General features: G+C 38.6%; 11 protein-coding genes and 1 other annotated feature. Of the genes, 9 read left to right on the top strand and 2 right to left on the bottom strand.

The genetic code is table 11. The annotated features are described in order from the left end of the window. From ADG03_RS04120 to rplL, 8 genes are all read left to right on the top strand, one after another. Positions 1 to 3,852, top strand: a 3,852-nt coding sequence (locus ADG03_RS04120) for an LPXTG cell wall anchor domain-containing protein (RefSeq protein ID WP_049520960.1), incomplete at its 5' end; no start/stop codon positions are given. Positions 3,853 to 3,998: 146 nt separating this feature from the next. Continuing rightward, the gene (locus tag ADG03_RS04115) at positions 3,999 to 4,508 is read left to right on the top strand and encodes a dihydrofolate reductase (RefSeq protein ID WP_049472305.1); all 510 of its coding nucleotides are present in this window, start codon (positions 3,999 to 4,001) and stop codon (positions 4,506 to 4,508) included. A gap of 208 nt (positions 4,509 to 4,716) precedes the next feature. Continuing rightward, the gene (gene clpX, locus ADG03_RS04105; protein ID WP_003007442.1) at positions 4,717 to 5,949 is read left to right on the top strand and encodes an ATP-dependent Clp protease ATP-binding subunit ClpX; all 1,233 of its coding nucleotides are present in this window, start codon (positions 4,717 to 4,719) and stop codon (positions 5,947 to 5,949) included. 11 nt (positions 5,950 to 5,960) lie between these two features. Then, complete coding sequence (yihA, locus tag ADG03_RS04100) at positions 5,961 to 6,563, top strand: ribosome biogenesis GTP-binding protein YihA/YsxC (protein ID WP_049472303.1); 603 nt, start codon at positions 5,961 to 5,963, stop codon at positions 6,561 to 6,563. A 149-nt stretch (positions 6,564 to 6,712) separates the two neighbouring features. Then, positions 6,713 to 7,417 (top strand): glucosaminidase domain-containing protein, encoded by a 705-nt coding sequence (locus ADG03_RS04095; protein ID WP_021153281.1) that lies wholly within the window; start codon positions 6,713 to 6,715, stop codon positions 7,415 to 7,417. A gap of 169 nt (positions 7,418 to 7,586) precedes the next feature. Then, positions 7,587 to 8,384 (top strand): formate/nitrite transporter family protein, encoded by a 798-nt coding sequence (locus tag ADG03_RS04090; RefSeq protein ID WP_049472301.1) that lies wholly within the window; start codon positions 7,587 to 7,589, stop codon positions 8,382 to 8,384. Positions 8,385 to 8,445: 61 nt separating this feature from the next. Beyond that, positions 8,446 to 8,580, top strand: a sequence feature (ribosomal protein L10 leader region). A 38-nt stretch (positions 8,581 to 8,618) separates the two neighbouring features. After that, a complete protein-coding gene (gene rplJ / locus ADG03_RS04085; protein ID WP_003001722.1) occupies positions 8,619 to 9,119 on the top strand; it encodes a 50S ribosomal protein L10 in 501 nt (166 codons plus the stop codon). Between the two features lie 75 nt (positions 9,120 to 9,194). Beyond that, a complete protein-coding gene (gene rplL / locus ADG03_RS04080; protein ID WP_003001622.1) occupies positions 9,195 to 9,563 on the top strand; it encodes a 50S ribosomal protein L7/L12 in 369 nt (122 codons plus the stop codon). A 203-nt stretch (positions 9,564 to 9,766) separates the two neighbouring features. Here the strand turns inward: rplL and ADG03_RS04075 are convergent, their stop codons facing one another. Both ADG03_RS04075 and ADG03_RS04070 read right to left on the bottom strand, forming a co-directional pair. Further along, positions 9,767 to 10,066, bottom strand: a complete 300-nt coding sequence (locus ADG03_RS04075) for a hypothetical protein (RefSeq protein WP_021153279.1) — start codon at positions 10,064 to 10,066, stop codon at positions 9,767 to 9,769. A gap of 152 nt (positions 10,067 to 10,218) precedes the next feature. After that, positions 10,219 to 11,184 (bottom strand): phage integrase N-terminal SAM-like domain-containing protein, encoded by a 966-nt coding sequence (locus tag ADG03_RS04070; protein WP_049472298.1) that lies wholly within the window; start codon positions 11,182 to 11,184, stop codon positions 10,219 to 10,221. A 785-nt stretch (positions 11,185 to 11,969) separates the two neighbouring features. Between ADG03_RS04070 and ADG03_RS04065 the strand changes: the two genes are divergently transcribed. Further along, positions 11,970 to 12,389 (top strand): hypothetical protein, encoded by a 420-nt coding sequence (locus tag ADG03_RS04065; protein ID WP_021153277.1) that lies wholly within the window; start codon positions 11,970 to 11,972, stop codon positions 12,387 to 12,389. Positions 12,390 to 12,497 lie beyond the last annotated feature (108 nt).

Here is a 12,497-nt window from a genome sequence, read left to right as displayed (position 1 = left end):
ACTAAGACTGTAGACGGTGTTGGTACTTACACAGTAGCAGCAGACGGTACAGTAACCTTTGTACCTGAAAAATCATTCGTCGGAACTGCTCCAGCAGTGACGGTTGTTCGTGAAGATAAGAATGGAACCAAAGCTTCTGCAACATACACACCAACTGTAACTCCAGTAACACCTACTGCGAAACCAGCTGAAACAACGGATATCCAAGGTGCTACACAAACAGGTAAGCCTGAATTTACTGAAGGTGACAGCCGTGTTCCAATGAACAATGATGTTCCAGCAACATTTGATGATGGTTCAACGACTAAGACAGTTGACGGCGTTGGTACTTACACAGTAGCAGCAGACGGAACAGTTACATTTGTACCAGAAAAATCATTTGTTGGTACTGCACCAGCGGTAACAGTTGTGCGTGAAGACATGAACGGAACCAAAGCTTCTGCGACTTACACACCAACTGTAACGCCTGTAACACCAACAGCTGAAGATGCTACTTCAACTGGTAAACAAGGTCAAACTCAAACAGGTAAGCCTGAATTTACTGAAGGCAACAGCCGTGTGCCAATGAACGATGATGTTCCAGCAACCTTCGATGATGGATCAACTACTAAGACAGTTGATGGCGTTGGTACTTACACAGTAGCAGCAGACGGAACTGTAACCTTTGTCCCTGAAAAATCATTCACAGGTAAAGCACCAGCCGTAACCGTTGTTCGTGAAGATAAGAACGGAACCAAAGCTTCTGCAACTTACACTCCAACCGTAACTCCAGTAACTCCAACTGCAACACCAGCTGAATCTACTGGACCTCAAGGTTTGGTTCAAACTGGAACTGTAACCTTTACTAAAGGTGATGAAGTAGCGCCAATCGACAAGAATACCATTACTCTTCTTGATGAAAATGGTCAACCAGCAGCATCAGTAGAAGCGAAATCACCAGCAGGTGATGTGATCGGTACCTACACAGTTGATAAAGACACAGGTGTAGTTACTTTCACACCAACAGATAAGTCTTACTCAGGTGATGTAGTTCCAGTTAAGGTTCAAGCAGCTGATACAAATGGTACAACAGTAGAAACCACTTACACACCTAAGATTACTCCAGTTGTCCCAACTTCTGAAGATGCAACATCGACAGATATCCAAGGTCAAACACAATCTGGTAAACCAACCTTCACAGAAGGTAATCCAAATGTTCCAATCGATGAAGATACTCCAGCGACCTTCGAAGATGGATCAACCACTAAGACAGTAGATGGTGAAGGAACTTACACTGTTTCTCCAGATGGAACCGTAACCTTCGTACCAGAAAAATCATTCACTGGAACTGCTACAGGCGTAACAGTGAAACGCGTGGACAAGAACGGTACTGAAATCACAGCGAAGTACACTCCAACTGTGACACCAGTAACTCCAACGGCTACTCCAGCTGAATCAACAGATATCCAAGGTGCAACTCAAACTGGTAAACCTAAATTCACCGAAGGTGACAGCCGTGTACCTATGAACGATGATGTTCCAGCAACCTTCGATGATGGATCAACTACGAAGACTGTAGATGGTGTTGGTACTTACACAGTAGCAGCAGACGGTACAGTAACCTTCGTACCAGAGAAATCATTCGTCGGAACTGCACCAGCCGTAACGGTTGTTCGTGAAGATAAGAACGGAACAAAAGCTTCTGCGACTTACACACCAACCGTAACACCGGTAACACCAACTGCAGAAGATACAACATCTACTGACAAACAAGGTCAAACTCAAACAGGTACACCAACCTTCACACCAGGTAATCCAAATGTTCCAATGGATGATGATACTCCTGCAACATTTGAAGATGGATCAACAACCAAGACCATTCCAGGTGAAGGAACTTACACTGTTGCTCCAGATGGAACCGTAACATTTGTTCCAGAAAAATCATTCACTGGAGAAGGTACAGGCGTAACGGTGAAACGTGTCGATAAGAACGGTACTCCAGTTACTGCTAAGTACACACCAACTGTGACACCAGTAACACCAACAGCAACTCCAGCTGAATCAGAAGCACCTCAAGGTGTGGTTCAAACAGGAACTGTTACCTTCACTGAAGGTGACCCAGTTGCACCAATCGACAAGGATACCATTACTCTTCTTGACGAAAATGGTCAGCCAGCAGCATCTGTAGATGCGAAATCACCAGCAGGTGATGTGATCGGTACCTTCACCGTTGATAAAGAAACAGGTGTTGTGACCTTCACACCAACAGATAAATCATACTCAGGTGATGTTGTTCCAGTTAAGGTTCAAGGTAAAGATACAAACGGAACAGCTGTAGAAACAACCTACACACCTAAGATTACTCCAGTCGTGCCAACTGCTAAACCTGCAACATCTACAGATATTCAAGGTAAAACACAAACAGGTACACCGACCTTCACTCCTGGTAACCCTGCAATCCCAATGGATGATGATACACCTGCAACATTTGAAGATGGATCAACAACCAAGACTATTCCAGGTGAAGGTACTTATACAGTAGCTCCAGATGGAACTGTTACTTTCGTACCGGAAAAATCATTCACAGGAACAGGTACAGGCGTAACTGTGAAACGTGTTGATAAGAACGGTACACCAGTTACTGCAACTTACACACCAACTGTAACACCAGTAACACCAACTGCAACACCAGCAGAAACAACTGATATCCAAGGTAAGACACAAACAGGCAAACCAACCTTCACACCAGGTAACCCAGATGTACCGATGGATGATGATGTGCCAGCAACCTTTGAAGATGGTTCAACTACGAAGACAATTCCAGGTGAAGGAACTTACACAGTTGCTCCAGACGGAACCGTTACCTTCGTACCAGAAAAATCATTCACAGGAACAGGAACAGGCGTGACTGTTAAACGTGTTGACAAGAACGGTACACCAGTTACAGCTAAGTACACACCAACTGTAACTCCGGTAACACCAACAGCAGAACCTGCAACTTCAATTGGTAAGAAGGGTCAAACCCAAACAGGCAAACCAACCTTCACAGAAGGCGATAGCCGTGTACCAATGAATGACGGAGTTCCAGCAACCTTTGAAGATGGTTCAACTACGAAGACAATTCCAGGTGTTGGTACATACACTGTAGCAGCAGATGGAACTGTAACCTTCACACCAGAACCTGAATTCACTGGAACTGCACCAGCTGTAACAGTGGTTCGCGAAGATGTGAACGGAACCAAAGCTTCTGCAACTTACACACCAACTGTCCTTCCAATCACTAAGTTTGTTGATAAAGAAGGTAAAGAAATCCCAGGATATCCAACAGTTGATGGCGAAGAACCAAAAGCTGAAATTCCAGGTTACCGCTTTGTGGAAACGAAGAAATTGCCTAATGGTGATACTGAACACGTCTATGAAAAAGTTACGACTTCATATGTAGACGAAAATGGGGACCCAATCCCAGGTAACCCAACAGAAGCTGGGGAACAACCGAAGAAAGATATCCCTGGTTATGACTTCGTGAAGACTGTTGTAGATAAAGATGGAAACATTCAACATATCTACAAGAAGACTGTGACACCAACTCCAATGCCGGATCCAACTCCGACACCAGAGCCACAGCCACAACCTACTCCACAACCGCAACCAACACCAGAACCACAACCTACTCCACAACCAAAACCAGAAGAACCAACTATTCCTGTCGTTCCAGAAACGAAAGAAGAAGTGAAGTATATCGATCCACAAAATCCTACTGCACAACTTCCAAATACAGGAACAAAAGAATCTTCTACTGCTGGTCTGGCAATCTTTAGTGCTTTAGCAGGTCTCTCATTATTCGGATTTGCAAAACGCAAAAAAGAAGACTAAGCTAACTTGTGGCTAAGAAAAACCGCGAAAATCTCGCGGTTTTTTCTGTTTGTATCTAAAAAAATATCCTCCAAACTAGATAGTTGAAATCAGTCTTTTATAAGAAAATTTGATAAAATAGAAGTATCAGTGTAAAGGATGAGAGAATGAAAAAGATAATTGGTATCTGGGCTCAGACTGAAAATGGCATTATTGGAAAGGACCAAGTCATGCCTTGGCATCTGCCAGCTGAGCTTCAGCATTTCAAAGAAACAACCATGGGGCAAGCGATTCTCATGGGAAGAGTGACCTTTGATGGTATGAAAAAACGGGTTCTACCAGGTCGGACCAGCATTATCTTAACGCAAGATCAAGCCTACGATCCTGAAAATGATGCTGTACTCGTCATGCACAGCAAGGAAGAAGTCTTGGACTGGTATCAGAACCAAGAGAAGAATCTTTACATTATTGGAGGCAGTCAGATTTTAAAGCTCTTCTCTGACCAGTTAGAAGAATTGATCCAGACCATGATTCATGCAACGATTGATGGAGATACATTGGCACCAAAATTTGAAGAGAGCCACTATGAAAGAGTCCGTCAAGTCCATCATCCGAAAGATGAGAAGAACCCATATGATTTTACGGTCAACTATTATAAGAGAAAGGATTTAGACTAATGGAGCGAAGTGTCTTTGGTTTTTTTACAGCTGTCCTATGTGTCATCTGTTTGATTTGCGCCTTACAAACCTTTCGTAAAAAACGGTTTGGCCTCGCTATTTTATTCTTACTAAATGCTTTTACCAATCTTGTGAATTCCATTCACGCCTTTTACATGACCTTATTTTAAACTAAATAGAAACAGAAAATGACAGAAAGAGGAAATACATGCCAACGAATCAAAATAATGATATGATGGTTTATTGTTCATTTTGCGGAAAGAGTCAAGATGAAGTCCAAAAAATCATTGCAGGAAACAATGCGTTTATCTGTAATGAATGTGTAGAGTTAGCACAAGAAATTATCCGCGAGGAGCTAGCAGAAGAGGTTCTTGCAGACCTTAGCGAAGTTCCAAAACCAATCGAATTGCTCAATATCTTGAACCACTATGTCATCGGTCAAGATCGTGCCAAACGTGCTCTTGCTGTAGCGGTATACAACCACTACAAACGTATCAACTTCCACGATACGCGTGAAGATGAGACAGATGTTGAATTGCAAAAATCAAACATCCTCATGATTGGCCCTACTGGTTCAGGTAAGACTTTCTTGGCCCAAACCTTAGCACGTAGCTTGAATGTCCCATTTGCCATTGCAGATGCAACTGCTTTGACTGAAGCTGGATATGTAGGAGAAGACGTTGAAAACATTCTCTTGAAACTTCTTCAGGCAGCTGATTTCAATATTGAACGTGCTGAACGAGGCATTATCTATGTCGATGAAATCGATAAGATCGCTAAGAAAAGTGAAAACGTCTCTATCACACGTGACGTTTCTGGTGAAGGAGTGCAACAAGCCCTCTTGAAGATTATCGAAGGAACTGTCGCTAGTGTCCCACCTCAAGGTGGACGCAAACACCCACAACAAGAGATGATCCAAGTGGATACCAAGAACATCCTCTTTATCGTAGGTGGGGCTTTTGACGGGATCGAAGAAATTGTTAAACAACGTCTCGGTGAAAAAGTCATCGGTTTTGGTAAGAACAATAAAGCTATTGATGAATCAAGCTCTTACATGCAAGAAATCGTTGCAGAAGATATTCAAAAATTCGGGATTATCCCAGAATTGATCGGACGTCTTCCAGTCTTTGCTGCTCTTGAGCAATTGACAGTTGACGACCTTGTCCGTATTCTAAAAGAGCCACGCAATGCCTTGGTAAAACAATACCAAACCTTGCTTTCTTATGATAATGTTGAATTGGAATTCGATGATGAAGCCCTTCAAGAGATTGCTAATAAAGCCATCGAAAGAAAAACAGGAGCTCGTGGACTTCGTTCGATTATCGAAGAAACCATGATGGATGTCATGTTTGAAATTCCAAGTCAAGAAAATGTCAAACTTGTTCGAATTACAAAAGAAGCTGTAGATGGAACTGAAAAACCAATTCTCGAAACAGCCTAGAAAGATAAAATATGGAAATTAACACACATAATGCGGATATCCTCTTAAGCGCTGCAAATAAGAGTCATTATCCTCAAGATAAGATTCCAGAAGTTGCACTTGCCGGTCGATCCAATGTCGGCAAGTCTTCTTTTATTAATACTCTCTTAAATCGAAAGAACCTGGCCAGAACATCTGGGAAACCAGGAAAAACCCAATTGCTCAATTTCTTCAATATCGATGATAAACTCCGGTTGGTAGACGTACCTGGTTATGGCTATGCACGAGTCTCGAAAAAAGAGCGCGAGAAGTGGGGGCGGATGATCGAAGAATACCTCACTAGCCGGGAGAACTTAAAAGCAGTCGTTAGCCTAGTCGATTTTCGTCATGAACCTTCAGCAGATGATGTTCAGATGTATGAGTTCTTAAAATATTATGAAATTCCCGTGATCTTAGTTGCTACCAAGGCAGATAAGATTCCGCGTGGAAAATGGAACAAACATGAATCGATCATCAAGAAAAAACTAGATTTTGATCCTGCTGATACCTTTATTGTCTTTTCTTCTGTAACCAGGGAAGGACTAGAGAAGTCATGGGATGCTATTTTAGAAAATGCGTTTTACGAAATAAATTGAAATGACATGAAAATGTCATTTTTGTTTTGGATTTATCTCGCAATTGTAATACAAGTGTAATATAAGTGCCTTTGTTTTCTTCTATTTATATGGTATAATCTCTATAAAGATAAAAGATGATAAAAAATTAATTGGAGATAAATTGTATTATGAAAAAGAAAATACGGAATAAAACGAAATTATTTGGCTTGTTCGTTTCTGTATTAGCAGTGGGGACATTTGCTGCTGCTATGAGCGAGCACGTCACATCAGTTGGTGCTAATGATGGAACTTACCAAGCTTATTCAGACCCTACTGAAGCTTTCATCTCACAAATTGGTGAGTCAGCTCGTCAGCTCGGTCAAGAGAATGACCTTTATGCTTCCGTTATGATCGCACAAGCTATCCTTGAAAGTGGATCAGGTCAGTCTGGCTTGTCTTCTTATCCGCATTACAACCTTTTCGGGATTAAAGGAAGTTATGCTGGTCAATCTGCAGTGATGCAAACTTGGGAAGATGATGGTGCTGGAAATGCCTATACGATTAATGACGCTTTTCGTTCTTACCCATCTTACTATGAATCATTGCAAGACTATGTAGCTGTTTTGAAACAAGGACATTTTGCAGGTGCATGGAAGAGCAACACCTCTAGTTACCAAGATGCAACAGCTGCTTTGACAGGGGTTTATGCGACAGACACAAGCTACTATGCAAAACTTAATAATATCATTGAAACCTATAATTTGACTCAATACGATTCACCAAATGTTCAGGGTGGAATCACAGGTTCGGTATACAATCCATACCGTCAACAGTTCACTTCACAAGAAATCTTGAATTTGGATATTGCTTGGGCGAACCGTTTGAATTATTAAAACTAAAACAGGTATCTGCCTGTTTTTTCTTTTTGTTTTTTAGTACATAGTGTTATTCGATATAAAACGTACATAGTGAAAATTTAAGAATTCTTCCTGAAAACCTTTTCAAACTTTTCTCTCTATGATATAATGATTTTGTTCACAAACATTATATAAGGAGTATAGTATGTCTGAATCTAATTTTATTCAAAAAGTTGGAGCGGCTTGTAATAAGAAGGAAGATCTCTATCAGAAATCTAAAACTCGTTATGCAGTCCGTTCTATTTTTGCTGGAGGATTTCTTACTTTAAGTACGGCGGTCGGAGCAGTTGCAGCTGACTTATTAAATACTTTTGTACCTGGATCTGGTCGTTTTCTATTTCCATTCATCTTTGCCTGGGGCTTGGTTTACCTCCTATTCTTAAATGCGGAATTAACCACCTCAAATATGATGTATTTGACGGCGGGTACCTATCTAAAGAAAATTAACTGGAAGAAAGCGTTGGAGATTCTTCTTTATTGTACCTTCTTTAATTTAATTGGTGCTTTAATCGTCGCTTTTCTTTTCAATCAAACAACTGCCTTTGCACATATTGATCCAAAAGGTTTCCTAGCTACGGTGGCAGAAAATAAACTCCAACGTAGCAATCAAGTGGTTTTCTTTGAAGGAGTTATTGCCAATATCTTTGTAAATATTGCTATTCTTTCTTATCTATATTTCAAAGATGAAACAGCGAAGGTGCTCTTAGCACTCTCAGCGATCTATATGTTTGTCTTTATGACCAACGAACACTTGGCTGCAAACTTTGCTTCCTTCTCGTTATTGAGCTTTAATTCTGTTTCTAGCCAATTGCCACATTTTGAGTTTTTAAATATTTTACGTCATTATAGCGTCACCTTCTTTGCCAACTGGGTAGGAGGAGGAGTTCTAATGGGACTAGCCTATGCTTGGTTGAATAATATCAAGAGTCTTTATAACGATTAAAAAATATAAAAAAAGTTTGCAAAAGTACTTGCATTCTTTTTTTATATATGATAAACTAATCTACGGTTTGAAAAAACTGCCTAAGACAGTAGGGGAGCTCGACTCATAAAGATCCTACCGAGGACAAAACGTATCAATGAAAAGAAGCGTATTGTACTTTCGTGTCTAGGTTTGGGCGCGTTTTTCTTTTGGAAAAATTCCCCAAGCAAAATAATTACGGAGGTGAACACACTAATGAGTGAAGCAATTATTGCTAAAAAAGCGGAACTTGTTGACGTAGTAGCTGAAAAAATGAAAGCTGCTGCATCAATCGTCGTTGTAGATTCTCGCGGTTTGACAGTTGAGCAAGATACAGTTCTCCGTCGCAACCTTCGCGGAAGCGAAGTTGAGTTTAAAGTGATCAAAAACTCAATCTTGCGTCGTGCAGCTGAAAAAGCTGGTCTTGAAGATCTTGCATCTGTATTCGTTGGACCTTCTGCAGTAGCATTTTCTAACGAAGATGTTATCGCACCTGCGAAAATCTTGAACGATTTTGCAAAAGACGCTGAAGCACTTGAAATCAAAGGTGGTGCAATCGAAGGCGCTGTCGCATCTAAAGAAGAGATTCTTGCACTTGCAACTCTTCCAAACCGCGAAGGACTTCTTTCTATGCTCCTTTCTGTACTTCAAGCGCCAGTGCGCAACGTTGCTCTTGCAGTCAAAGCGGTTGCAGACAACAAAGAAGACGCAGCTTAATCTTAAGCTACGCAGCGTAGCCTAGCTACAAAAAAATAAAAATATAAAATTAAAACTTATTTGGAGGAAATAACAATGGCATTGAACATTGAAAACATTATTGCTGAAATTAAAGAAGCTTCAATCCTTGAATTGAACGACCTTGTAAAAGCTATCGAAGAAGAATTTGGTGTAACTGCAGCTGCTCCTGTAGCTGTTGCTGCAGCTGGTGCTGCTGACGCAGGTGCTGCTAAAGATTCATTCGATATCGAATTGACATCTGCAGGCGACAAGAAAGTCGGCGTTATCAAAGTTGTACGTGAAATCACTGGTCTTGGTCTTAAAGAAGCTAAAGAACTTGTTGATGGTGCACCTGGTGTCATCAAAGAAGGTGTTGCAGCTGCTGAAGCTGAAGAAATCAAAGGTAAATTGGAAGAAGCTGGAGCTTCAGTTACTCTTAAATAATAGAGTAACGCAAATTGAATGCGAAAGCCTAGTATATTAAGGTTAAGAATTGCTTAAGGTGATTTAAATCTTAAATAGGGGAGTTATTCCCCACCAAATCCCCGCCAAGTTAGATCTTGGCGGGGATTTTTTCTACAACAAAATAGACACTATAATTCTTTTGTTAGATTTATGATATGCAGAAATTATAGTGCTATTTTAACCTAAATCCAATCATTGCCTTCAACTGGTGCATATGCCCACCAGACCCAAGCTAAACCAAGATCAGTAGCTTGGATAATATTATTTTGAAAAGTAATTAAATTATGATGAAGTGCAAAATCAATGTATTCATCTAGTTGATTTCTTCTATCAGCATAGCCTTCTTCAATTAATTTTGAGATTGATTCAGGGAAACTCACGTAGTCTAAAAAGCTAGTGAAGTAAGTATCGGTTATTAGTTTTTCACGAATTTCAAAATTTGAACCTTTGAATTCTCGTTGCAAATGATTTTTAATTGACATTCTTTTACTCCTTTTAAATTTATAGTATGTCAGAAAAATGTGTTAAAACTGTTAGCTATACAACAGCCTATATTTTGAGTATGCCATAAAAACGCAGAAAAACTGTTTTTTTCTGTATTTTTTCTTCATTTTTTAGTCGAAAATGAGATACTTTAAAGAATATAGTTGGTCACTGTAACGGATAGACGCCAGTGGGAAAGATGGAAGACCGAGACCGCCATCAAAGCTAAACGATTATATTTTGTAGGCAGGGCTGAATTTAAGGCTTTTTTATAGTTCGATCCACGAATTTTATAAGGTTCATCTCTTAGTTCATTAATGAAGTTTTTCTTTTGTTTCTCAAATTTCTTTAATGATTTATTTCTTAAATTTTGGTGGCCAACTTCCCAACGTTCTATTAAAAAATTTTTTAAATTCAGCTTGAATTTAGGATTGTCTTGGAGTTTCTTCAAGTAGAAGTAATAACACTCTCTTGCATGTTGAGCTCGCATCCCATGTAGATTGATTAGATTATTCATTTCTACATCTGTAAAGATATAATCATCCTCTTGTTTATTTTTAAAGGTATCGAGGACTACTGGAACATCTTGAGGAAGAATAAGTTGAGGTTGAAATTTTCCTCCCTTCCCACGCTGAACTAAAACATAGTAATTTCCATTATTATCTTTTCGAATATCTTTTCCTTTTAATTTTTTTAATTCGGATCTACGAATCCCAACTGCCCGCTGAAAATTAACCAGCCGAGAGAAGCGAGAGTCTGTTTCTTGATGTTTACCTTGTGAGTTTTTTGATTTGATACGACCTCGGATAATTTTGTCACTGGAACGCTTGTCTTTTCTAATGCGATTCATGTTGATATCAACTGCTTTGCAGATAGGTGCTAAATAAGTATGGATTGTAGCAACAGAATATTGTTTAGGATCATCAGTTAGATCTAGTTGGTATAGTTGAATCACTTCTTCAGTAATATCTGTTTTTTTCTTAATATTGTTTTCTTTAGCCCACTTTGTAAAGCGAGTAATTGCTCTTTTATAGCTTGTCCTCGTTCGATTGTTTGTGATATTTTTTGAAGCTGCAATAAATAAATCGTGCTTGAGAGAATTCCTTTTTCTTGGCATTATACATTCCTTTCTAAAATAATTACATATTATTGTTAAACTGCCTCCCACCCTTTTTTAATAAGCTGGGTATGCTTTTGATACTTCCCATCGAGGCTAACTCTTGAAGTTTAATGTTTGCGATAGATTTTCAGTACTCACCGTGTTCTATGTTTGGAAGTATCATAAAGATGTCATTGCTTGTTCGAGCTTATAAAACTTTTCTATTTTACATTTTTTATTACATTATTTTTTTACTTTGCTAAACTAGTTATTTTTTTAGTATTTACTTTTATTTTTACCTTTTTTATTTTACCTTAAACACGTTTTTCTTTACTTTTTTATCTACTAAATGGTTATTCTTTACTTCATGTTATTCAGTAGAGAATAACCATTTAGATTTTCTTTCTTTTTCTCTTAGTTTTTTCCTTTGCAATGACTAGCATATGAGAGATAAGTACGTTAACCGTGCCCAGTAACAAACTTTCTCACCATATGATTAATGGTAGTAGCTCTACTTACTCAATTTAATTTACAATAATAGTATGCCATATTTTGATAAAAATAAAGATAGAAGAAAAACATCGTTATTTTAGGAACAGAATGTTGTTTTTATTTTTACGGAAAAATGGCATAATAATAGTATAGATAAAAAAAGGCAGTGCTGAACTGTCTTTTTTTGTTCCTAAAAAAAGGAGGTAGCAGATGCTCAAGAACAATCGTTTAATAATAATATTAAAGAGAGTAAGGCCACCGTAAATCTAAGGATGAAAAAATCTTTTTTTAAAAAATAGGAGGAAAACAAAATGAAAACATATAAAAAGTATGTAGTTTTTTCAAGTCAACAATATATTTCAGAATTAATTAATCTTAATGAAGAAATTAATATTAGAATGTTTTATTCAACATTTGAAGACGATCAGTATATCTCAATCTTGAATGATCAAGATCAAGAACTGTCATTCAATTTTGTAAATGATAGTATTGAATTTGAATTGATTGATCCATTGTGTGAGAAAATTTTAATTACATTTGATACTGTAGAACAGACAGCCAAAGTTCATCAAGTAATTAAATTTCTCTTAGATTTGTTTTTTAAATTCAATTGGCATGAATCAGTTGCAGCGTTATCAGTTGCAGATTTCTGGGAATTGATCAAGAATTACGAGAAAGATAACCTCGATATGACGTTTGGTTACCCAAGAATCTCAGGTTCTAATAGCTAATAGCCATATTTTTAGGCAAAAAAAACTCTAAGCAGGCAGAGCCTGCTAACTCATGACAGAAAAAGAAGTAAAATATTTAAAGATTCAATTTAATTCAATTGAAACTGT

It is taken from the genome of Streptococcus parasanguinis (genome assembly GCF_001069785.1).
GTDB classification, from domain to species: Bacteria; Bacillota; Bacilli; order Lactobacillales; family Streptococcaceae; genus Streptococcus; species Streptococcus parasanguinis_T.
The sequence above is the reverse complement of the archived record's forward strand: the minus strand, read 5'-3'. Positions and strand labels throughout refer to the sequence as shown.